Source organism: Nitrospira sp. (assembly GCA_029194665.1).
GTDB lineage: Bacteria > Nitrospirota > Nitrospiria > Nitrospirales > Nitrospiraceae > Nitrospira_D.
Genome location: JARFXO010000006.1, coordinates 318,128 through 339,669 on the forward strand (window position 1 = coordinate 318,128; position 21,542 = coordinate 339,669).

Here is a 21,542-nt window from a genome sequence, read left to right on the forward strand (position 1 = left end):
TCACTGGGACAAATCATCTCGAAATATAAACCGACCTTCGTTCCGTTCACTGGCATCACGCTTGCTTCACTCGGCGATGCCATCAATTACCCGCTCAATTTCCTAAGGAGTCTTATTTTGAGGTTCTAAGACATTCAATTCTCGCCAGGCCAGAGACCGCGAGTCCAGAGCCACAACCGAAAGGAGTATCTCGATGCGAATGTGGCTTCTGCTCAGGTCCACCGGCTCCGTCCGCCTGGACTGCGCCAGACCGTTGGTGTCGTCGCTCAAGGCTATCGTCGGCGGTTGCCTGAATCTCTTCTACAGCTGGAAGATTGTGGTTGGCGTCATGATGTTCGCGACGATCCCTGCCTCTGCCTTCGCCCAAGTTACGATGTCGGCTGGTGAGCTTCTTCCTGGCACCCCTCTCTTGGAGTCGGTTCCACCAGTGGAGAATCCTTGCCCTCGATTCGCTCCTGGAAGTGTCGTACATCAGCCACCGGCGCTTTTTAGCCACGATGGCCTGTTGGTCGTCCGATTTTCCTATCAAACCCGAACCGACATGGCGAACCGATCGTTGTTTTGCTTTATGACACCGAGCGGTCTTGAAAACCCGACGCTGCATGTGAAGCCCGGGGACCAGTTAATCATTACCGTGACCAACAATACGCCGGCGCAATCGGGACTTATGCGGCTCAATCCGCCACACTGTGGCCCTGGTCACGCCCACATGACAGGGGCATCGCTGAACATTCACTATCATGGCACCAACACGTCACCCACATGCCACTCCGATGAGGTGATCAAGACCCTCATTAATTCCGGCCAGACGTTCCAATATAGGCTCACTATTCCTGCCGACGAGCCACCGGGTCTGTACTGGTATCATCCCCATGTGCACGGACTATCGGAACAAGCAGTTCTGGGTGGCGCCTCCGGAGCCCTGGTCGTCGACGGAATTGAAAACCTCAAACCGGCCGTTGCGCATCTGCGTCATCGAATCCTTATGATACGGGACCAGCCGACGATCCAAGGCTTGCCGGAAGGCGTAGGGGGAGACCCCAATGGCATCCCGTTCCAGGACCTCACGGTCAACCATATTTCTACAAACGCCACGACGGACACGACAACCGGTCGCACCACCTATACCCCTGCCATCCTTCACATGGAAGCGGGAGAGCGGCAGTTCTGGCGTGTATCCAACTCTACTGCGGACAGCATTCTGGATCTCCAAGTGCGGTTCGACAGCATCCCGCAACCCATCGATATAGTAGCAATTGACGGGGTACCGGTGAACTCCCAGGATGGGGCTCAGCCTGGGAGCCTGATTCAGGTGACACACTTCCGTCTGCCGCCTGCGTCGCGGGTAGAATTTATCGTGAATGCCCCCCCTGCCCACTGTGAAGTGGCGCAGTTGGTGACCCAGAATATCAACACGGGAACCGACGGTGACGATGCTCCCAATCGGCCCCTCTTGAACATTCATGTGAGGGCTCACGGGCATCACGAACCTGCCGAGGATGACCGCGTCGGCCATTTCGAGGCGTACAATCCCAAACTGACACGGTTCGCCGGTTTGGTCGCTGCGTCTGTTACCGCAAGACGGCTACTGTTTTTCGATGAGATCCAACCGACAGAGTTCTTTATGGCTGTAGAAGGGCAGCCCAAAAAGGTGTTTGACCCGAATGCAGGACCTGCCATTACTGCGACCCAAGGAACGGTGGAAGAGTGGACTGTGGAAAATCGTACGCTGGAAAACCACGAATTCCACTTGCACCAGGTTCACTTCCTGGTGGAAGCGCAAAGTAACTTTGAAATGAACGGCAGCGCGCCGGCGCCGGGGATCACCGGACAATTCCTCGACACGATCGAAGTTCCACACTGGGATGGCGACCCGAGCCACCCGTATCCTCGTGTCACGCTCCGGATCGACTTTCGTGGGCCTGACATCGGCGATTTCGTGTTTCATTGCCACATCCTGGGTCACGAGGATTTGGGCATGATGAACATCATCCGCGTCCAGCGACAATCTACGACTTCCAACGCGCCTGCTACAAACTTTGATAGGAGGTTGAGCATGGCGATTCAACCGGATCTCAGATGATGCTCAACTTCACAGGCCTGGCGAGATGTGTGCGGCCGGTTCCTTGCCAAATGGTACCCGAGAGGGTTCGAAGCGAAATGTTATAGCCAAGCCTATACTCATTGACAGGCTTTGACGATTTCGTCGATGGCCGCATGTGACGAATCGCCCGAGCACGGGCTAACAACGCATCCGCATCCACTGAGGCGCCGTGCGTCATCTGTTCGAGATACGAGATGACCTGAACATTCCGGCTTCGATGCTTAGCACTCGCCTGTTGTTTGAGTGGCTTCACCAACGGCTCCGGACCATCCTTGATGGTCAGAGCCACCATCCTGCTTCTCCCAATCTGTACCGATAAATTGACAAGTACATCAAGCGCCCTATACTGTGAACCACTTGGAGCATCCCTCCAAGGGAGGACTCTTATGGGCAACCCCATCCGTGCCCGCGTCAAGGGCGGCATCATCGAACCGCTGGAACGGATCAACCTGCCGGAAGGCCAAGAAGTCATGGTGACCATTCTCGCTCCAACCGATCGCGAGGCTTTTCAGCGTAGCGCAGGGCAGTGGAAAGGCACACTCGACGCCGAAGCGCTGATCCGCGATATCTACGCCGATCGGCTGGTTTCTACGAGACCAATCCCCAGCCTATGACCTCTCGGTATCTTATCGACACAGACTGGATTATTCATTATCTGAACGGTCACCCCAATATCGTCAGCCGGCTGAACACCTTGCGTGATGAAGGCTGTGCGGTGTCGGTTGTCTCGCTCGCCGAACTGTACGAAGGCGTCTACAACTCCTCCAATCCAGCGGGCAACGAACGCGCCTTGAATGATTTTCTCCGTGGGGTCACGGTTCTCAGTATCGATGACGAGACTTGCAAAATCTTTGGCCACCACCGTGGACGCCTCCGCGCTGCAGGGAAGATGACAGGTGACTTTGACCTACTCATCGGCTCTACAGGGCTCCGCCACGGGCTGAAGGTGCTGACAAACAATCGGCGCCATTTTACTCTCATCGAGGGACTTCTTATCGAATCACTCTAGTCCCCATTATTCACGGCTCGGGCCAGAAAAAAAAGCATCGCGGCTCCGAACTGTGCTAGAGGAGCGGTGCTCAGCCACTTCTACGTACAGCCTGGAAGACAACTCGATGGCGACAGACTGCTTATCGCAAGTAACGTTCGAATTCTGCGACAAACTGAAGCCAGTGGTGGCGCGGTTTGATCAGACGCAAGCCAGCACCGATGGGGGCGCCCTGTTGCTCAAAGCGTTGGATGACCGCCTCGGGCTGAGCGGCCAGTTGGCGGCCTGTCTGGTCCACCGCCGGGACCCGGACAAGGTCCATCATCCACTTCGTGACCTGCTGCGGTAAGGGATCTGCGGCGTGGCTTGTGGCTATGAGGGCGCGAACCACGCGGCCCGACTGGCGGACGATCCGCTGCACAAACTGGCGGTGTGGGTGGAACGATCAGTGCCTCGCCTCGTCTTGCACCTGCCCCAGGGCGCCCCGTGGGGTGAGACGTGGTGCCGCATCGCCGTGTCCGTCGGGGCCACACCCGGCTAACGTCGAATGTACCAGGAAGACAACAGGTGTGTGCCGCATGCACAAGCGGAGTGGTGTCTCTGCAAGCGCCCCAGCAGAGCTCCAAGCGTGTGTCGTGATGTCGCGCCCGAGCGAAAACCTCGCTATCATCTTGCCTGCCCCTCCCGCTCACAGGTTCGGCTACACCCACGCGGTCGTTCCAACAGCGTTCTGGCGCTCATGGCGAATAATGTCCGCTAGAACTCTCCAGTGGACCAGTCGGAGCAGGTACGCTCCTGGATACCTGTCGAACGGCTCCTGAAGCCGCACCTCAGCCCCTGTGTCGTTGCTCGCCTAAGCCGAGACGGAGCGCTTCGATGTCCACCTCCTGTTCCAGACGGTGCAGAACCTCGTCGCTGATCGTGCCTTCATCCCGGAGCCGAATCAACGCCGAGCGTTCGGCTGCTAAGGTCGCTTCTCTGAGTCGAAGGAAGGCTTCGCTCGTTTCTTTCTTACAATCAGGATCGATCCCGGCATCCGGCGAGAAGCGCCGCAGGCGTCCTCCATAATGCAATTTCAATTGCTCGACATGAGCCGGTTTCGGCCAGTCTGCTTTGGTCAATTCGTTCAGGCGTAACAATGCCGCGCCGGCCGCCTGTTCCCTCGCATGCATTTCTTCTTCCTCTCCCTCCGAATCGCCGGTTACTCCAAGCATCCGTATCAGCGGAGCCAGCGTCAACCCTTGGACGACCAACGTGGCAAGAATCACCGCAAAGCTAAGCAAAATGATTTCCGACCGGAAAGGGAAGGGCGCGCCGGTGCTGGTGGAAACAGGCAAGGCCATCGCGGCAGCTAAGGTCACAATGCCTCGCATGCCCGTCCAGGCCACCAAGAAAACATGCGGCCATGGCGGCAGAGGATCTCTGGCGCGGAGCTTTGGGCTCAGGTATCGTGGAATTGTCGCGATCAAGGGAATCCATCCCAATCGGACGACAATGGCTGCCCCACTAATGAGCGTCCCGCCGATCACGAGGGACCACAATCGATCCGACGAAACGGCTTCCCGGAGCGTACCGAGTTGCAAGCCGATCAGGATGAAGATCACACCATTCAACAGAAACACGACCAAATCCCACACGGCACGTCCCTGAAGTCGGGTCGTCGGCGCAACCACCTTGCTGAAGTGTTGCCGTATATAGATGCCCCCGGCAACGCAGGACAGCACCGCGGAGGCATGGATCGATTCACCAATCACCCAAGCCACGTAGGGAGCCAATAACGTCGCCGCGATCTCGGTAAAGCTGTCCTCAATGGCGTGGAGTACCCATCGCGTGACCCATCCGACCAGAACTCCGACCACGACGCCCGCCACCGCAGCATACACAAATTGGAACAGCGCCTCGCCCATCACGAAGCCGCCGCTGACGACTGCTGCGACGGCGGCCCGATAGAGAACCAATGCCGTCGCATCATTGACAAGACTTTCGCCTTCCAGAATTGTGACGATCCGGCGCGGCATGTTGAGCCGTTTACCGATGGCCGTGGCCGATACGGCGTCGGGAGGAGAAACGATCGCGCCGAGTGCGACGGCTTCAGCCCAACCGAACCCCAACAGAGCATGGGCGACTCCGGCGACAGCCGCCGTGGTCGCCAGCACAAGTCCCACCGCCAAGCGTGAGATCGGACGGATGTTCCGGCGGAAATCGCGCCAAGACGTGAAGTAGGCAGCCGCCCATAAGATGGGCGGCAAGAAGACCAAAAAGATCAGATCAGGATTCAACGTGACGGTCGGCAAACCCGGCACAATACCCAACAAGAGTCCGCCGATGACGAGCAGAATCGGATACGGGATTAAGATTCTCTGCGCCACGGTCGTGAGCGCCAGCACGACTGCGAGCAACAGAATGATGATTTCGAGCTGGTGGAGGCTGTCCATCTCTATACGACTACAGTCGATTGAGTTATGCTGCTCTCGGCTCGTATTCCATCAGCCCGCCTTTTCAATCGGGATCACATCGCTGCCTGGGAAGAGACATTCAACAAGTCATCGGCCCGAGCTAGCCAGGGAACTAGGGTACACCACTCCGGTGTATGTTCGGGCCGCTTGATGCCATGGAAGTCCCTTGCCTATGTGCTGCGACCTTCCGGTTATACTCCAAGTGCGGCGTCGGTCTCCCAGATCAAAATCTCTGCCCCTTCAGTCCTACCGGCAGTGAGTTGCCTGGCGCCGGCCGCCGTCAATCGTGCCTCATCACCGGCATGTAATATTCCGGCGTCTTCGAGCTCATCGGTTTCACCACGTCGTCATTGTGCACCAGCAGTAAGCCATGGTGCGTATTCCGCGGATCATAGTGGTTTGAGAAGCTGAAGGAATGATGCGAATCAAGCCAGCTGATCTGTGTGTGGAACCGCTGACTGCTTCGCCGGATATCCACGCACGGTTGCAATTTCGTCGAGGTCATGGCTGCCTCCTTTCCTAGACATTCTCACCGCAGCCGATGGTATTGTCTCGGCTTCACGGCTGAGATAACATCCAGACGGGGCTTTGGGAAGAACGCACCATTTGGTAACCATCCTACTTGGGCCTTCCGACATGAAACGGATGCCGACCTCCTGTCCGGCCGAGGTGACGCTGCAGGTGGTCGGTGGGCGATGGAAAGTCATCATCCTGTGGTTTCTCTTGGAAGAGACCCTGCGCTTCTCCGACCTCCAGCGCGCCGTCGCCGGCATCACCCAAAAAATGCTGACGCAGCAGTTGCGCGAACTGGAGCGCGATCACATCGTGCAGCGGACCGTCTATCCTCACGTCCCACCGAAAGTGGAGTACTCATTGACCCCGTTGGGGCGGAGCCTCAAGCCCATCGTGGAGGCGATGCATCACTGGGGACTTGAGCGCGTCGAGAGGCAGTCCGAGTCCTCATGACCTCCATCCTGTTCCTACCTGCCGGATCGCGATGAGCAGCTCGCTGCTCCGTTCTCCCCCCGATGATGATTCCATCGCCAGGCTTTAGAGTTCGACAGCTTCCTTTACCGACACCCCCGCTTCCTCTGCCACGTTCAGCGCGACCGCTGCCCAGTCGAGGTCTCCTCGGCCTCGCGCCATCGCCGACAAGAATCGATCATGGAGCAAGCCGGCCAATGGAAGCGGGGTCGTACTGTCGGCTGCGGTCTGGAGCACCAGATCGACATCCTTCAATCCCAACTCCACGGTGAAGCCTGCCGGTCGAAACCGCTGCTGCGCGATCGCGCGGCCGTAGGTCTGGTAGGCAGGGCAGGCAAACAGAGTACTGCCCAGCATGTCCGCCAAACTGTTTCGATCGATGCCGTTTTTTTCTCCCAACACAAGCGCCTCGGCAAGAGCTTCAATGGCCGAGGCCAGCAGAAAGTTCCCCGTCAACTTGACGACATGCGCCGCAGCCGGTTCCTCGCCGAAGTCAAAGATGCCTTGTCCGATAGAATCGAGGATGGGACGCACCCGCTCCTTGGCTGCCTCAGGACCGGAGGTACAGATCCACAACTTCCGTGCAGCCGCCGCCTCCGGGCGTCCGAACACCGGAGCGGCAACATACTCAACTCCGTAATGTCTGTGCTGTTCCGCCAAACGGCGAGCCAGCCACGGAGAGACGGTGCTCATCGAAAGATGGATGCCCTCAGGGCCAAGTCGTTCCAGAAATCCTCGATCACTGTCGCCGACTTCCTCCAGCGCCCGATCATTCGCCAACATGGTGATCACGATGCCGCCGCGTTGGACGGCGTCGCCGGGTTCATGGGCCAGCTTAGCTCCTTGTGCAACTAAGGCCGCGGCTTTCTCAGCCGTACGATTGTAGACATGAAGCTGGAAACCGGCCTTGAGCAGATTGCCGGCCATTGCGCTGCCCATCTTGCCAAGTCCGATGAATCCGATTGAGTCCATAGCTTGACCTCCCGTTATCGGTCATTGCCCAAACGCTCCTTGAATTCCTCTCGGAGCATTCTCACAGTCCGCCTCGCCTCTTCGACCTATCAAGAACGAGCGGGTTCGATTCGAGATTGTTCCACCAACCAGCGCAGCATGGTGATCGGGAGGAAGATGTCCAATCGCCTCACGGTCGTCTCAATCCCCTCTACCTTTCCTCTGGATGCAGACACCGACAACCTGCCGTTCCCGCTTCAATGTTCGTCTCTGTCTCCGATTACTGGAAAGTTGTGTCCTATTCAGAACTCGCTGGAGCATCGACGAAACGGGCTCAAGTGATACCGGTGTCCGATTTGCTTGACGGATGGTCATCGGACCGACTCGCGAGATTTGTCTGGAGCTCCGAGGATTGCGTAAACATGACGCCGATCACACCGGCCATCATTTGCACGACTCCAAGTAGAACGAGTGCGATACGACTTCCCAGATGATCAGCCGCCCAGCTGAAGGCCGTCATGCCCGCCATGGCGGAGACCATCGTGATGGTGCCGAAGATCGTCAACGCTCTTGCACGAGTCTCCTGAGGAGCGGTTGCCTGAATAAAGGCCGTGATCATCGGCATGACAAGGGCCGTTCCGGCACCGATGACGATCACGAGACCAAGCGCCGCCACAAAGCTGTCAACCGCTGCGAGACCCACCATGGCCAACCCTTCAATCACCGGCCCCGCCGATATCGGCAACAAATGATCGATGAGTGTTCTCCGGGCGATCGACATTAACAGCACCGACATGAGTATCATGCCGAGGCCAAGGGCCGACCATATCACCCCAAGAGCCATCGGCCCTCCAGAAAGCATGTTCTTGGTGATGACGGGAAGGAGAAAGGTGAAGCCCGTCGATGCGAGGGTGAAGAGGGCGCCTAACAGGGCCACCCGAAAAATGATTCGTTGCTCAACAAACACAAGCCGGAATCCGGCTGCCAGTTCATTGATCCATCCACCGGATGTTCCACTCCGGCTCGGGCTCGGTGCTTCTGAATTTACGCGTATCGGCATCTTAGAGAACGCGGCGAGCAGAAAGGTGGCGGCATTGGCGTACAGGACGTGCCCCACTCCAAGGAGGGCAACTGTGGCGCCGCTGATCGCGGGTCCGCACAACATGCCGAGCGTTGCCGTGCTTTGTATTGCCGCATTGGCAGCGGTCAGGCGCGAAGCTTGTACCAGAGAGGGAATGGTCGAGTTCAAGGCCGGCCCATACGGCATTGCAGCAAGGGCGATCAGAAAAACAAATGTGTACAATGTGGGTAAGGTCAGCATACCGAGAATAGAAAGGGTCGCGAGCCACGCCAAAAGCGCAACACGCGCGAGATCCAGTGAGATCATCACGCGAAGTTTCCAGTCGGCTGACAGACGATCGAGATACACACCGATCACTGGGCCGAGGACCAAGGGCGGGATGGTCTGAAGGACACCGATGAACGTCATTTTAACAGCAGAACCAGTGAGGTCGTACACGAACCACAGGATCGCCGGCCTATTGAGACCGTCCCCGAGTTGGGAAATTAGCTCCCCAGTCCAAAGCCACCGCACATTTCTCTTCGAGCTCAGCTGCTCACCGACCTCAAGAGTTCCCTGTGTCCGCTCATCATCCCGGAGGCCCTGAAAAGTCTCGCGCAGCAAGCTCACGAGGGACATAGCTTTACCCAAGAGAATTAGGAAGTAAGGCCTACTATTCCGGCATAACCGGGGTGTCTATGAAAAGGATTCTCTTGCTTTGGCGCACGACCTCGACCGCATAGGAGGCCTTCTCTGAAAGGTCCTGCTACGTTTCGCTTCAACTTCAATCCGTCGTGGCCTGCTGCCATGCCGATCCGCAAGGTCGTGCCTCCTCCTACTCCCTCAGACTGCCTTCCGCAACAAGACCTCGATTGACCATGCCGTCACTCTGTAGTGAAGGGATGGAACGGTTTGTTCTGCTCCCGGGCTGCGAAAGTCCTCCGGGCTCGGGAGGCTCGTATCGATCACTCGCCGCCGGTCCGTCGGGTGACCTTCCTGGATCGTGAAGGTAAGATCGTCCCAATGACGGCCGTCACGGCTTGATCTGCCCATCGGTCACCGACGCCGGAGCGTTCGAGTGAGGTCTTCATCAAGAGCGATCAAGATAAGTCGAAGAGCCTCATTCCAACCCGACACGAGTGCCTCGGGCGTCCGTTCCATGACCTCCACTTCTTTCCGATACTCCTGATGCCACAGAACCTCTGCCTGACTGGACGCCTCATGAAGGAGGAAGAATTGGACAGCCAGAACGGCCTTGGCAGGGGTCGCACGATAGTCTCCATACAGGGCCGTGAGGGTCCCCTCAAGCAGGTGCGTGGCAGGCAACGGCCCTGACGAATCCATGACATACTGGAAGAGGCCGGCCGTTGTCATCCAGTTCAGCGTCTGCTGAGTAAGCATGGCATTGGGCGGGACAAACCACTCGTTGTAAAAGTCTCCTTCGTAACGTGCATCGCTCGTGCGATACACCAGCTCCTTTCCTTCAAAAGCCGACGAGACTCGAAATTTTCGAACCTTCAGGACGGTCTCAGGAATCGAGGCGCGCGTCTCGCCTGGGCGCGCCGTCTCCAGAATATAAGAGTGCTTCTCCGGATAGCTCCTATCGAGATTCACGCAACCGCCAAGCGCGAGCGCGACAAGGCAGACGCCGATGAAATCAGGCGCTGCTCTCCCGGACGAGTTATCGCTTTGTCGCCCCCGCCCGAGGCGGAGGTTCGCCCAAGAACACTTGAGCGGGATATCGTTTCGCATTGTCGGTTATTTCCCGAAGGTTCTCTGACATGACGCGCAGATTCTCTACTGTGTCCTCGATATCTTGACTCTTATTTGCGAGCAGCGTGTCGACTCGCTGGAGGCTCTTCCCTAACCGGTTCGAGGCATCCGGAAAGCTGTCGGACGCGATCTTGATCTGTTTGGAGATGTGTGACAACTCCATGACCAAGTTTTTTGCCCCTTCCATCGTGCGGGCTGCGTCCGACACGATGGTGACCAACTCTGGGCGCTCCATAACCCGGCGACCTTGTTGAGCGATCCTCTCAAGATCGGCCAGCACTCGGCCCGTCTGGCTACTCAATGCCTGCACATTTGTGTCTTTGACCACTTTCGTCACTTCAAGCACAAGGCCATCCAGATGTCTGGCTATTGTGTGGATGTCGGCTTTTTCCAAATCTCTGGCTATAGTATGGAGAGCGGCACCCAATACACTCACGCTGCTCGGAGCGGAAGGCAGGTACGCAGCTTGAGGTTTCCACGGCACTTCCAGTACCGGATACATCTCCGGATCTAGGTAATCCGCTTCTAAGTACACCACTCCGGTCACGCCCTGTGAAGCCAGCCGGAGCCGAAGCCCCGCTGAAATCCTGTCGTCACGCTCCGTTTCTTTTTCTTCCTGCGTGAGATGAGGGTTTAGATCAGCAGCAGATCCACGGACGAGGATATAGCGCCCATAGCGCCGCAAGTCGTCCTTGCCGAGTTCTTCCCCATAGACATCGCCCACGAAACCGATCGCTTCCACCGTTCCGAGCTGCACGCCGCGATACTTGATCGGCGATCCGACCGCGAGGCCCTGGACGGATTCGTCAAAATAGCTTTCCCAATACACCACCTTTTTGAACCACTTCCCTCCACTCAACGCGACGATCGCGATGATCAGTGTGACCAATCCGAGCACGATAAAGACGCCGATCTTATGATAGTTGGCCTTGGCGCTCATCGCTCTCCACCCGTGCCTTTTGCGGCGGTCTCGGCCGACACACCAGGATTGAGAAATTGACGCACCCAGGGATTGGTGGCATGTTCGCGTAACTCCTGAGGCCGTCCTGTCGCCACGATCTTTTTAACCCCCTTGTCCAACATGATCACCCGATCGGCGATGGTGTCAATGCTCGACAACTCATGTGTGACGATGACGAACGTGATCGCGAGATTGCGGGCAAGGTCGAGGATCAATCGGTCGAGTTCTGCCGAGGTAATCGGGTCGAGTCCCGCAGACGGCTCATCCAGAAAGAGAATATGCGGGTCAAGCGCCATGGCGCGCGCGATGGCCGCACGCTTCTGCATGCCGCCGCTGAGTTCGGAGGGCATGTAATCCAGAAACGTTTCCAGCCCTACCAATTTGAGTTTCATACGAGCGATCAGATCCATGGCATCCGACGGAAGGGCTGTGTATTCTTCCAGAGGCAACCGGACATTTTCCAACAGGGTCATGGAACCGAACAGCGCGCCCATCTGATACGTGACCCCGATGCTCTTGAGAATTTCGGTGCGCTCCTCTCCCCCGGCCGTCACGATGTCCTTCCCGCCGATGAAGATATGCCCGGCGGCGGGCTGGTACAGACCGATCATGTGTTTCAGCAATGTGCTCTTTCCGCTGCCGGATCCCCCGAGGATGGCAAAGACCTCGCCACGATGGATCTCAAAAGAGATGTCGTCGATCACCACTGAGCCGTCGTAAGCGGCGGTGAAGTGCTGCACTTGAATAATCGGCCTATTTTCTTTTGGCAACATGACGTGCAACGGTTACAAGTCTAGGGCATAGAACACCACTGCAAAGATGCCATCCACAATGGCGATGAGCACGATGCCGCTGACGACCGCGCTGGTGGTCGATTGGCCGACCGCGCTGGCGCCTGTTTTGGTCTCCAAACCGCGAAGGCAGCCGATCGCGGCTACCACAACACCGTAGACGAATGATTTAACCAGTCCACCCACGAGGTCCCCCACTGTCACCGCCGACAGGACTTGGTTCACATAGGTGATGAGCGGGTACCCCAGCGATCGCATCACGATCGCTCCTCCCATCAAACCGAACAGGTTTGCGAACACCGTCAAGACCGGGATCATCGCCACCGCCGCGATGACACGCGGCAGAACGAGGAATCGGACCGGTTCGAGCCCCATCGTACGCAGCGCGTCGATTTCTTCCCTGACCTTCATGGTTCCCAGTTCTGCGGCAAACGCCGAACCGGACCGGCCGGCCAGGATAATGGCGGTGATCAATGGCCCCATCTCGCGGAGCATCCCTATCCCCAGGAGATCGGCGACGAAAATGTCCGCCCCAAACCGGCGCATCGGAATGGCGGACTGAAACGCCAAGATGAGTCCGAGCAGCACGCCGATCAGCGCAATGATGGGGAGCGCATCGACTCCCGACTGTTCCGCCGCAAGCCAGGCATCTCGCCATCGCACAAGACTGGGCCGGCGGGCGGCACGGAGCAACATCACGGCCAGCTCCCCGACGAAAGTCAGGAGGGACTGAAGATCCCGCCACAGTTCCACCGCCGCTTTTCCAGCCTGCTCGATGATCGAAAGCGACTCACGACGGCGTCCCGGTGGACGCTCTATTGAGATGTGCCCATAGATGTCCAGAAGGCGTCGGAATTCCTCCTGCAGCCCTTGAATGGCGGCATCACCGCCGGTGCGGGTCTGCAACTGCTGAAGGTCGATCAGGAACGCAACCCCCGCACCGTCGCAATAGCTCACCCCTGACGCATCGATCACGAGCCGGCGTGGTTTCCCTTGCGTCAGTATCTGTTGGCCTCGCCGCCACCACTTCCCGGTCGTGTCCGAATCCCACCGTCCCGTCATGATGAGCGTGAGCGTACCCCCGTCGCTCGAGCGGCGCGCATCCAGCGAATTGAGAGACGTTTCTGGTGCTTGGGTCATGACTCGATGACCGTGTTACTCATCTCCCTTCACCATCTCCTTCGTCTTCCGTTCCCCTTACAACTCACGTCGGTGGGTCGAGCTTGAACAGGCGAGTGTTGCTGCTCGCGAACTCGTACACCTCGTTCTTGATCCCCAGTTTGATCGGCGCCGCGCCGCCGTTGCGTCCGCGCACGGTGAGCGCATCGCGGGTGAGTCGTAGATCGAGCGAATGTCCGCGATAGCGAAGGTGCATGTCGAGGTGTTCCACTCCCAGAGGCAATTTCGGGTTGAGACGGAGCACATCACTCGTGACTTCGATCCCCATCGTCGCGCGCTGCACGAGATCGACCGTTCCCGCCATGGCGCCGAGATGGACGCCCTCCGCGGTGGTGCCCTGTTGAATATCGTTCACATCGCTCTGGAGCGCTTCCGCGAAGTAGCGCACCGCCCGCGACCGGTCGGAACGCGCCAGCACCCATGCATGGACCACGCGGGACAGCGTCGATCCGTGGGACGAGCGAGAGTCGTAGTAGGCGACCTGTCTCGGAATCGTGGCCGGGTCGAACGGATAGCCCAGACGCTCAAACAGTTCGCCGAGCGCTTCGGAGGAAAACAGATAAAACAACATGAGGACATCCGCCTGTTTCGATGCCTTGTAGCGGTTGGCGCTGTCGTTCTCCGCTTCGAGAATCAGTTCGAGGCGGCCGATGTTGCCGTACCGGGCCCGGTAGTTCTCCCAATCCAACTCGGCGAGCTTTTCGTAGCCCTCGAAGTGGCTGATGATTCCGTCGTCATGAAACGGCACATACATCCTGCGGCTGATCTCATCCCAGCGGGCGAGCTCTTCTTCCGACAATCCCAGCTGCGTCATGAGCGATTCGCGACGCATGTCCGGGAGCAAGTCGAGCACTTCCAGCGCTCGCCACAGCACCCACACGGCCATGATGTTGGTATAGGCGTTGTTCTTCAGGCCGGGTGTCGGTGAGTCGGGATATCCCTCGTGAAACTCGTCTGGTCCCATGACGCCGTGGATCTCGTAGCGTCCGCGCTGATCGTTGAAATGGGCGATGCTGGACCAGAAGCGCGCGATCTCGAGCATCAGCTCGGCGCCGTGAAACCGCAAAAACTCGATGTCGTGAGTGACTTGAAAGTACTGCCAGACGTTATAGGCGACGGCGCTCCCCACGTGGCGCTGCAAGTACGAGTTGTCCGGCACCCAGCGTTGCGAGCGCGGGTTCAGATTGAGTTCCTGTGTTTCTTCCTGTCCGTCGCTCCCGCTTTGCCAGGGGAACATGGCTCCCTGTAACCCCGCGCGCCTGGCCGCGGCCCGCGCCTCACCCAGACGCCGGTAGCGATAGAGCAGAAGAGACCGGGTGATCTCGGGCATTCGGTAATTGAGAAACGGAAAGATAAACAGTTCATCCCAAAAGATGTGGCCCTGATAGGCCTCGCCGGTCCAGCCGCGCGCCGGCACGCCGATATCGATGCCGATCGAATGGGGCGAGACCGCCTGCAGCAAATGAAACATGTTCAACCGAAGCAGCATCGGGACGTTCAGCTTGAACGGGGCGTCGGCCGGCAGCATATGCACGTCGAAGTAACGCCACACATGTTTCCAGGCGAGGGCATGCGCCGCCATGATCGCCTCGAAGCGACCAGCGCCCGCGATCGCCTTCCGGGCCGCCGATCCGCATTCGGAAATAGCGTGATCACGCGAGGTATAGAACGAGACAAGCTTTTCAAGCTTCACTGTTTCGCCCTGCCTCAGTTCGAGGTCGAATTCCTGTCCGATGTAGCCCGGTTCGTTGATGACCCGACGCGGACCGGTCCAAGGGTTATCGCCGGCGAACGCCTGCGTGCGCGCCACCTGTGCAACCTGAACATGCGATTGGCAAGTGCGGACGAGCAAGGAAACGCTGTCTTCACCGACCACCTCGCCTGCCGGCGGCTCCAGATGTCGATTGTTGAATTTGCGATAGAGCTTGGCGCCTGCATTGACGACACGCCCGTCGATGGCCGAACGCACCGTGACACGCGCGGACCAGTTTTCAGCGGTGAGTGCCAGGTCGAGCGCGCCCAAGTGCATGTCGCTCATCGAGACGAGGCGGCGCTCCCCCAGCGTACTGCGCCGCCCCTGGCCATCCTCGAAACGTATGGTGCGGAACAGCATGCCGAGGCGAAGGTCAAGCTCCTGGCGATATGAGAGGATGGTGACTCTTCTCACGTCGAACCAGTCCCCACCGGCGATGCGAAACTCGAGCGCAAGCCAGTTGGGAAAATTCACGAGGTCCTCGTTCTCGACCACTCGACCGGCAATGTCGGTGCGCAGTCGGTTGTAGCCGCCGGCAAGGTAGGTGCCGGGATAGTGGATCCCGTCCGCCTTCGCCCACGTCACCGCTCCGCGCGTCGAGAAATAGCCGTTGCCGAGCGTGCACAATGCTTCACGGGTTCCCTCGCTCGCCGGGTCGAACCCTTCGTAGATCAGTGACCACGTAGAAGGTGATTCCGTCGTCACTTGGACCTGCGCGAGACTGGTCACCACCACATCGGCGCCGGCCTCGCGCAGCGCCTGCGATTGCCCGCTGCGATCAACGCCGATGACCAAATCGAATCGGCCGGCGCGCCCCGCCTCGACGCCTACGATGGCGTCTTCGACGACGACGGCCCGCGAGGGATCGGCCCTGACGCGCCGCGCCGCTTCCAGAAACCCATCGGGCGCCGGCTTGCCGTTGAGGGCCAGCCTGGTGATGTCCTGTCCGTCCACCCGTGCGTCGAAGAGGTGCGAGATCCCCGCGGCCTCGAGCACTGCCGCGCAGTTGTTGCTGGAGGACACGACGGCCGTCTTGACCTCCTGAGTGCGAAGTGTTTCGACGAGTGCGATCGCGGCTTCATAGGGCTCGATGCCATGCTGCTCCAACTGTTGCAGAAAATAGTGGTCCTTCATGTTGCCCAACGCATGCACGGTCTGCATGCCGGGGGCGTCGTCTGGGGTGCCGGAAGGCAGGGCAATGCCGCGCGAGTCAAGAAACGAAGCCACGCCGTCGTACCGGGGCTTGCCGTCGACGTAGCGCCGGTAGTCGCGCTCAATGTCGAAGGGCAGGAATGTTTTCCCACCGGCGGCGGCGCGCTGTTCGAGAAACCCGTCGAACAGCCTTTTCCAGGCCGCTGCATGCACACTCGCCGTCTTGGTCAACACGCCGTCGAGATCGAACAAAACGGCGTCGTAATCACGAGGAGACAGCGTGACAATGGGAACCATCTGTTTCATTGGAGGTCGTACCTCGGGTGCAACCTTGGATCATGGCAGCGCCCGTTTGACGGCGGCGCCCAGCTTTGTGCTACGAGACAGGGCATGGTGTCACTCTCCAAATGTCCCGAGCATATTCGGCAATGGTGCGGTCGCTGGAAAACTTGCCAGAGCTTGCGACATTCAGAATGGCTTTGGTCGCCCAACCCTGCGGGTCAGCGTAGAGGCGCCCCAGTCTCTCCTGCGTCTCGCTGTACGACTTGAGGTCCGCCAGGTGCATGTAATAATCACCATGCGTCAGCAGCGCCTCGCGAATCGGATTGAAAGCCCCCGGCTCATGGCGGCTGAAATGGTCGGAAACAATCAGGTCCAAGGCCCGACGCGTCTCCGGCTCGTTCTCATAGTGCCACCGCGGGTTGTACCAGCCACGGCTATCGGCGACCTCTTGGGCGCTGAGACCAAAGAGAAAGAAATTCTCCTCTCCGGCTTCCTCAGCCATCTCGATCGTCGCGCCGTCGCGTGTGCCGATCGTCAGCGCGCCGTTCATCATAAATTTCATGTTGCTCGTCCCGCTGGCTTCATACCCCGCGGTCGAGATCTGTTCGGACACATCGCTGGCCGGAATGAGATGTTCGGCCAGTGTGACGCAGTAGTTAGGCACGAATAGGACTCTCAGCCGCCCGCTCATGGCAGGATCTCCATTGATGGTTCCCGCCAGGTTATTGATGAACTTGATGATGAGCTTAGCGAGGGCGTAGGCCGGCGCCGCCTTGCCGGCGAAGAAGAACGTGCGCGGCGAAAACTCGAGGTGTGGATTCTCGCGCAGACGATTGTAGAGCACTACGATGTGCAAGGCGTTGAGGAGTTGCCGCTTATATTCGTGAATGCGTTTAATCTGGCTATCAAAGATCGTATCGGGATCTACCACCTCACCGGTTGTCGCCTTGAGCCAATCCACGAACCGCACCTTGGCTTCCCGTTTGGCCTTGCGAAAACGCTCCTGAAGCCCCTTGTCCCCGGCAAGCGGCTTCAATCTGGCCAATTGGCTGAGGTCGGTAATCCAGCCATCGCCGATCGCATCGGTAATCACACGTGTCAATCCGGGATTGCAGAGCAGCAACCACCGGCGGGGCGTGACGCCGTTGGTCTTGTTGTTGAACCGTGTCGGGAATATCTCGGCGAGGTCCGGCACAAGCCGCGTCCGCAACAGCTTGGAGTGAATGGCGCTGACACCGTTCGTGCTGTGTGAGCCGATGATGGCGAGGTGGGCCATGCGAACTTTCCGCTCTGTGCCGTCCTCGATGAGATTGACACGGTTGAGGCGGGATCGGTCGTTGGGGGCCTGAGCCCGTACTGAGTCGAGAAAACGCCGGTCGATCTCGCACATGATCTCCGCAACCCGCGGGAGCAAGACTTCAAACCATCTGAGCGGCCATTTCTCCAATGCTTCGGGCAACAGGGTATGGTTCGTATACGCGAGGGAACGCTGTGTCAGGTCCCAGGCTTGCTCCCAGCCCAGGCGCGCCTCATCGAGCAGGATCCGCATGAGCTCAGGCACAGCCATCGCCGGGTGCGTGTCGTTCAGTTGGATCGCCACCTTTTCCGGCAAGGCGCTCCAGTCATTGTTCGCATGCCGGAAGCGGCGGACAAGATCGGCAAGCGAACAGGCGACGAGGAAATACTCCTGCAGGAAGCGCAGTCCCTGTCCCCTATACGTCGAATCATCGGGATAGAGCACGCGCGTGAGCGTGTCGGCGGTGAGCGTTTCCGCCAGCGCGCCCACGGTGTCGCCGCGGCTGAATTGCTGATAATCAAAGTAGTCCGGACTGGCGGCGGCCCAGAGGCGAAGCGTGTTGATCGTCTTCCCTCCGTAGCCGATCACCGGCCGGTCGAACGGGATGCCGAGGAGAATCGACGGCCGGCCGATGATAGGATGGAATTCCCCTGCGCGGAGTTCGAACGAACAGTTCAACTCCACTTCAACCGCTTCCTCCAATCGTGCCACTTCCCAGGGATCCGGACGCCTCAGCCAATTGTCGGGCTGCTCGACTTGCCAGCCGTCTTTGATCGTTTGCTTGAACATGCCGTATTCGTACCGGAGACCGTACCCCATGCCCGGAAGTTCAAGCGTCGCCATCGAATCAATAAAGCATGCCGCCAGCCTGCCAAGTCCTCCGTTACCCAAGCCGGCATCCGGCTCCATGTCGGTCAGCGGCAGTGGGTCGAGCCCCCGCTTTTTCATGGCCTCAAACGCCAACGGTCCCAGCAGCGCATTGGTGACGTTGTTGGCGAGCATCCGCCCGAGCAGGAACTCCATCGACAGGTAATACACCCGCTTGGGGTTCTTCTGCTCGTATGCCTGTTCCGTCCGGAGCCACCGTTGCGAAATGACGTCGCGGATTGACCGTGCCACTGCCTCAAACCGCTCGCGCGGGCCGGCTTTCTCGGGCGCAACGACATTGTCGAACACAAGATGCCGTTCGTAGAGGGCATCCTCTGTCCCGTAGAACGAAACAGGCCCGCATCCATATTGCCGGCGAAGCTCGTCCAGACGATCACTCATACAGACTCCTCCCGAGTACTCCAGACATGTCGGTTGCCTGGGGAAGCGCTTTTTTGCCCGGCACTGTCCGCGTTGAGCGCGAACAAGACCACCGCCGACCGGGATTGCACCAGATAGCTGTTACCCGCAACGAACGGGGCATCGAGGCCATCGCAGATGTCATCCGGCGAATCCAAACCGGTATCGATCAGGCGACGCCAGCCCTGCTCCCCCTTCGCCGCACCCGGCAGTTCGAATGCCAGTGGCTCCCAGTAGGCATTCATGATGACATGGGCGAGGAACCGCCCGTCGAGGGTGCCGGCCGTCAGGGCCAGACTGTGTGATTCGTCGTTCCAGTCCGGCCGATCGAGTAGGATTCCATGCCAGTCGATCCTGGCCCGGCAAAGGATCTCATTCAGAGTCAGACTGCTCTCCCTGCGCGCCAGTGTACTCAGCGAGCGCAACAAGAGGAGCATCTTCACGAAGCGGTGGATGTCGGCATGCTTCCCGAGTCCGGTCCAGTCGAACCAACTGATGTCATTGTCCTGGCAATAGGCGTTGTTGTTCCCGCGCTGTGTGCGCCGGACTTCGTCGCCCATGAGTAACATCGGCGTGCCGACGGACAGCAGCGTCAGCGCCAGGAAGTTTTTCACCTGCCGGTTGCGCAGGCGCTCGATAGCCGGGTCGTCGGTCGGACCCTCCGCCCCGCAATTCCAGCTCAGGTTGAAGTCGGTCCCGTCCCGGTTGTCCTCTCCGTTCGCTTCATTGTGTTTGTGGTTGTAGGAGACCAGGTCGTTGAGCGTGAACCCGTCGTGACAGGTCACGAAATTGAGGCTCTGCTCTGGTTCTCGCTCCTTGTGCCCATAGAGATCAGGACTGCCCAACCATCGTCGGGCCACCCGCCTCACCATGCCGTTGTCTCCCTTCATGAAGCCGCGGACGTCATCCCGGAATTGGCCGTTCCACTCTTTCCAGCTATCTCCAATAAACGAGCCCATCTGGTACAGGCCGGCCGCATCCCAGGCTTCCGCAATGAGCTTCGTCCCGGCCAGAACCGGATCCGACTCGATATCCCGCAAGATCGGAGGATTGGCCAAGGGTCGGCCATTCTCGTCGCGGGAGAGGATCGAGGCCAGGTCGAAGCGAAACCCGTCTACGTGCATCGACTCCACCCAGTAGCGCAGGCTGTCCAGGATCAACCGGCGGACAATCGGCTGATTCGCGTTCAAGGTGTTCCCGGTGCCGGTATAGTCGGCATAGCGTGACCGGTCCTCCTGCAGCATGTAATACGCCGCGTTTTCCAGACCGCGATAGCAGAGCGTCGGGCCGGCGTGGTCTCCTTCCGCCGTATGGTTGAACACGACATCGAGGATGATTTCGATACCGCTCCGATGAAGCGCCTTGACCATGTCGCGAAACTCGTCCATCGGACCCACGTGATCGTGGCGGGAGCTATACCCATGGTGCGGCACGAAGAATGAGATGGGGCTGTAGCCCCAGTAGTTGATGAGGCCCGACGGAGCGTCCTGTTCGTCGAACTGGAATACGGGCAGCAGCTCCACTGCGGTCACACCGAGATCCCGCAGGTACGGAATCTTGTCGATCAATCCTCGATACGTGCCGCGCGTTTCCTGAGAGAGACCGGAACTGGGATGACGGGTAAACCCGCGCACGTGCAACTCATAGATGACAGTCTGGGCAAACGGCCGTTTCAGCGGGACATCCCCTTCCCAGTCGTAGTGGCTAGGATCGGCGACGACGCTTTTCATCGCAGTTGCGCAATTGTCACCCGGCACGGACGCATTGATGCGACTGTAGCGGTCCGGCATGGCCATCGCCTTCCCGTAGGGGTCAACCAACAGCTTGTTTGGGTCAAACCGCAATCCACGTTGCGGTTCGGAAGGTCCGAACGCCCGATAACCATAGATCTGGCCGGCCTGAATACCGGGCACGAAGACATGCCAGTAGTGATATGTCCGGTTCCATCGAGGATCGAGGGCAATCGCCGTCGCCGGTTTCGCCTCGCCCGGATGATCGAACAACAGCAGTTCCACGAGACTGCTGTTCTTCGAGAACAGGCTGAAATTGACTCCGTCGGGGCGGACCGTCGAGCCGAGCGGAAAACTATTGCCCGGTTGTGTTCTTGAGTTCATCCCTCTCATTCACCCCTTGGCAGAAGCTTCTTACTGGTTCTTCGTTTCCACTGCTCATCGTGAGAGAGACCGCACATACGCAAGCACGTCACGGGCCTCCTCATCGGAAAGGACGTACTTCCACGTTCCCATCGCCGTATTCGGTCGTCCCTCATGAATGGTCCTGAGCAAGGCGGCATCAAGTTTTTCCTGAACGGCGGAGGAGGTCAGGTCGGCCGGTGGTGGATTGAACAGGCGATAGCCATCCCCCTTGCCTCCCCGGCCATGACAGACCATGCAATTCTCCTCATACAGCGGCTTTCCTTTGGAGGCATCACCTCCAGCAGCCCACAGGTCGGATCCCTGAATCGCCCCAATGAGTATGAGGAGGATAAACAGCGCATGAGCCAACACATTCATACCCCACTCCA

At 58.8% G+C, this 21,542-nt stretch carries 19 protein-coding genes; 6 read left to right on the forward strand and 13 right to left on the reverse strand.

Annotated features, from left to right (window positions below):
• The first annotated feature begins 193 nt into the window (after window positions 1-193).
• Window positions 194-2,083, forward strand: coding sequence for a multicopper oxidase domain-containing protein (locus tag P0119_19605; GenBank protein ID MDF0668258.1), 1,890 nt, complete (start codon window positions 194-196; stop codon window positions 2,081-2,083).
• Here P0119_19605 and P0119_19610 read toward each other — a convergent pair.
• Entirely contained in the window at window positions 2,076-2,396 is a 321-nt protein-coding gene (locus P0119_19610; protein MDF0668259.1) for a hypothetical protein, read from the reverse strand. The two genes, P0119_19605 and P0119_19610, sit on opposite strands and share 8 nt — an antisense overlap.
• A 94-nt stretch (window positions 2,397-2,490) precedes the next feature.
• Between P0119_19610 and P0119_19615 the strand changes: the two genes are divergently transcribed.
• From P0119_19615 to P0119_19630, 4 genes are all read left to right on the forward strand, one after another.
• A complete protein-coding gene (locus P0119_19615; GenBank protein MDF0668260.1) occupies window positions 2,491-2,718 on the forward strand; it encodes an antitoxin family protein in 228 nt (75 codons plus the stop codon).
• Window positions 2,715-3,113, forward strand: a complete 399-nt coding sequence (locus P0119_19620; GenBank protein ID MDF0668261.1) for a type II toxin-antitoxin system VapC family toxin — start codon at window positions 2,715-2,717, stop codon at window positions 3,111-3,113. Before P0119_19615 ends, P0119_19620 begins: the two co-directional genes overlap by 4 nt.
• A 106-nt stretch (window positions 3,114-3,219) precedes the next feature.
• Window positions 3,220-3,441: a transposase gene (locus tag P0119_19625; protein ID MDF0668262.1), complete on the forward strand. Its 222-nt coding sequence runs from the start codon at window positions 3,220-3,222 to the stop codon at window positions 3,439-3,441.
• Window positions 3,442-3,453: 12 nt separating this feature from the next.
• The gene (locus P0119_19630) at window positions 3,454-3,633 is read left to right on the forward strand and encodes a hypothetical protein (GenBank protein MDF0668263.1); all 180 of its coding nucleotides are present in this window, start codon (window positions 3,454-3,456) and stop codon (window positions 3,631-3,633) included.
• Window positions 3,634-3,922: 289 nt separating this feature from the next.
• Here P0119_19630 and P0119_19635 read toward each other — a convergent pair whose 3' ends face one another.
• Together P0119_19635 and P0119_19640 are read right to left on the reverse strand one after the other, a co-directional pair.
• Window positions 3,923-5,527: a Na+/H+ antiporter gene (locus P0119_19635; protein ID MDF0668264.1), complete on the reverse strand. Its 1,605-nt coding sequence runs from the start codon at window positions 5,525-5,527 to the stop codon at window positions 3,923-3,925.
• Between the two features lie 301 nt (window positions 5,528-5,828).
• On the reverse strand, window positions 5,829-6,053 hold the full coding sequence (locus tag P0119_19640) for a hypothetical protein (GenBank protein ID MDF0668265.1): 225 nt from the start codon (window positions 6,051-6,053) through the stop codon (window positions 5,829-5,831).
• A gap of 101 nt (window positions 6,054-6,154) precedes the next feature.
• Here P0119_19640 and P0119_19645 point away from each other — a divergent pair, with 101 nt between their 5' ends.
• Window positions 6,155-6,514 carry a helix-turn-helix domain-containing protein gene (locus tag P0119_19645; protein MDF0668266.1) on the forward strand — a complete coding sequence of 120 codons (360 nt, stop codon included), beginning with the start codon at window positions 6,155-6,157 and terminating at the stop codon, window positions 6,512-6,514.
• Between the two features lie 84 nt (window positions 6,515-6,598).
• On the opposite strand, the gene P0119_19650 is transcribed toward P0119_19645, so the two are convergent.
• The 10 genes from P0119_19650 to P0119_19695 all read right to left on the reverse strand — a co-directional run bounded on the left by P0119_19650 (window position 6,599) and on the right by P0119_19695 (window position 21,531).
• Window positions 6,599-7,504 carry an NAD(P)-dependent oxidoreductase gene (locus tag P0119_19650; GenBank protein ID MDF0668267.1) on the reverse strand — a complete coding sequence of 302 codons (906 nt, stop codon included), beginning with the start codon at window positions 7,502-7,504 and terminating at the stop codon, window positions 6,599-6,601.
• Between the two features lie 313 nt (window positions 7,505-7,817).
• Complete coding sequence (locus P0119_19655; GenBank protein MDF0668268.1) at window positions 7,818-9,182, reverse strand: MFS transporter; 1,365 nt, start codon at window positions 9,180-9,182, stop codon at window positions 7,818-7,820.
• A 417-nt stretch (window positions 9,183-9,599) separates the two neighbouring features.
• Window positions 9,600-10,295: an ABC-type transport auxiliary lipoprotein family protein gene (locus P0119_19660; protein MDF0668269.1), complete on the reverse strand. Its 696-nt coding sequence runs from the start codon at window positions 10,293-10,295 to the stop codon at window positions 9,600-9,602.
• A complete protein-coding gene (locus P0119_19665) occupies window positions 10,225-11,256 on the reverse strand; it encodes an MlaD family protein (GenBank protein ID MDF0668270.1) in 1,032 nt (343 codons plus the stop codon). Before P0119_19665 ends, P0119_19660 begins: the two co-directional genes overlap by 71 nt.
• On the reverse strand, window positions 11,253-12,050 hold the full coding sequence (locus P0119_19670; protein ID MDF0668271.1) for an ATP-binding cassette domain-containing protein: 798 nt from the start codon (window positions 12,048-12,050) through the stop codon (window positions 11,253-11,255). The genes P0119_19665 and P0119_19670 overlap by 4 nt, the downstream gene beginning before the upstream one ends.
• Window positions 12,051-12,062: 12 nt before the next feature.
• Complete coding sequence (locus P0119_19675) at window positions 12,063-13,208, reverse strand: MlaE family lipid ABC transporter permease subunit (protein MDF0668272.1); 1,146 nt, start codon at window positions 13,206-13,208, stop codon at window positions 12,063-12,065.
• 64 nt (window positions 13,209-13,272) lie between these two features.
• On the reverse strand, window positions 13,273-16,458 hold the full coding sequence (locus tag P0119_19680) for a beta-phosphoglucomutase family hydrolase (GenBank protein MDF0668273.1): 3,186 nt from the start codon (window positions 16,456-16,458) through the stop codon (window positions 13,273-13,275).
• A 70-nt stretch (window positions 16,459-16,528) separates the two neighbouring features.
• Window positions 16,529-19,000: a glycogen/starch/alpha-glucan phosphorylase gene (locus tag P0119_19685; GenBank protein MDF0668274.1), complete on the reverse strand. Its 2,472-nt coding sequence runs from the start codon at window positions 18,998-19,000 to the stop codon at window positions 16,529-16,531.
• Window positions 18,997-21,132, reverse strand: a complete 2,136-nt coding sequence (gene glgX / locus P0119_19690; protein MDF0668275.1) for a glycogen debranching protein GlgX — start codon at window positions 21,130-21,132, stop codon at window positions 18,997-18,999. The genes P0119_19685 and glgX overlap by 4 nt, the downstream gene beginning before the upstream one ends.
• Window positions 21,133-21,186: 54 nt before the next feature.
• Complete coding sequence (locus P0119_19695; GenBank protein MDF0668276.1) at window positions 21,187-21,531, reverse strand: cytochrome c; 345 nt, start codon at window positions 21,529-21,531, stop codon at window positions 21,187-21,189.
• Window positions 21,532-21,542 lie beyond the last annotated feature (11 nt).

Bases quoted from the DNA above. Each gene is read 5' to 3' on its own strand.
- P0119_19605 (MDF0668258.1), top strand. From the start codon at position 194: ATGCGAATGTGGCTTCTGCTCAGGTCCACCGGCTCCGTCCGCCTGGAC.
- P0119_19610 (MDF0668259.1), bottom strand. From the start codon at position 2,396: ATGGTGGCTCTGACCATCAAGGATGGTCCGGAGCCGTTGGTGAAGCCA.
- P0119_19615 (MDF0668260.1), top strand. From the start codon at position 2,491: ATGGGCAACCCCATCCGTGCCCGCGTCAAGGGCGGCATCATCGAACCG.
- P0119_19620 (MDF0668261.1), top strand. From the start codon at position 2,715: ATGACCTCTCGGTATCTTATCGACACAGACTGGATTATTCATTATCTG.
- P0119_19625 (MDF0668262.1), top strand. From the start codon at position 3,220: ATGGCGACAGACTGCTTATCGCAAGTAACGTTCGAATTCTGCGACAAA.
- P0119_19635 (MDF0668264.1), bottom strand. From the start codon at position 5,527: ATGGACAGCCTCCACCAGCTCGAAATCATCATTCTGTTGCTCGCAGTC.
- P0119_19640 (MDF0668265.1), bottom strand. From the start codon at position 6,053: ATGACCTCGACGAAATTGCAACCGTGCGTGGATATCCGGCGAAGCAGT.
- P0119_19650 (MDF0668267.1), bottom strand. From the start codon at position 7,504: ATGGACTCAATCGGATTCATCGGACTTGGCAAGATGGGCAGCGCAATG.
- P0119_19655 (MDF0668268.1), bottom strand. From the start codon at position 9,182: ATGTCCCTCGTGAGCTTGCTGCGCGAGACTTTTCAGGGCCTCCGGGAT.
- P0119_19660 (MDF0668269.1), bottom strand. From the start codon at position 10,295: ATGCGAAACGATATCCCGCTCAAGTGTTCTTGGGCGAACCTCCGCCTC.
- P0119_19665 (MDF0668270.1), bottom strand. From the start codon at position 11,256: ATGAGCGCCAAGGCCAACTATCATAAGATCGGCGTCTTTATCGTGCTC.
- P0119_19670 (MDF0668271.1), bottom strand. From the start codon at position 12,050: ATGTTGCCAAAAGAAAATAGGCCGATTATTCAAGTGCAGCACTTCACC.
- P0119_19675 (MDF0668272.1), bottom strand. From the start codon at position 13,208: ATGACCCAAGCACCAGAAACGTCTCTCAATTCGCTGGATGCGCGCCGC.
- P0119_19680 (MDF0668273.1), bottom strand. From the start codon at position 16,458: ATGAAACAGATGGTTCCCATTGTCACGCTGTCTCCTCGTGATTACGAC.
- P0119_19685 (MDF0668274.1), bottom strand. From the start codon at position 19,000: ATGAGTGATCGTCTGGACGAGCTTCGCCGGCAATATGGATGCGGGCCT.
- glgX (MDF0668275.1), bottom strand. From the start codon at position 21,132: ATGAACTCAAGAACACAACCGGGCAATAGTTTTCCGCTCGGCTCGACG.
- P0119_19695 (MDF0668276.1), bottom strand. From the start codon at position 21,531: ATGAATGTGTTGGCTCATGCGCTGTTTATCCTCCTCATACTCATTGGG.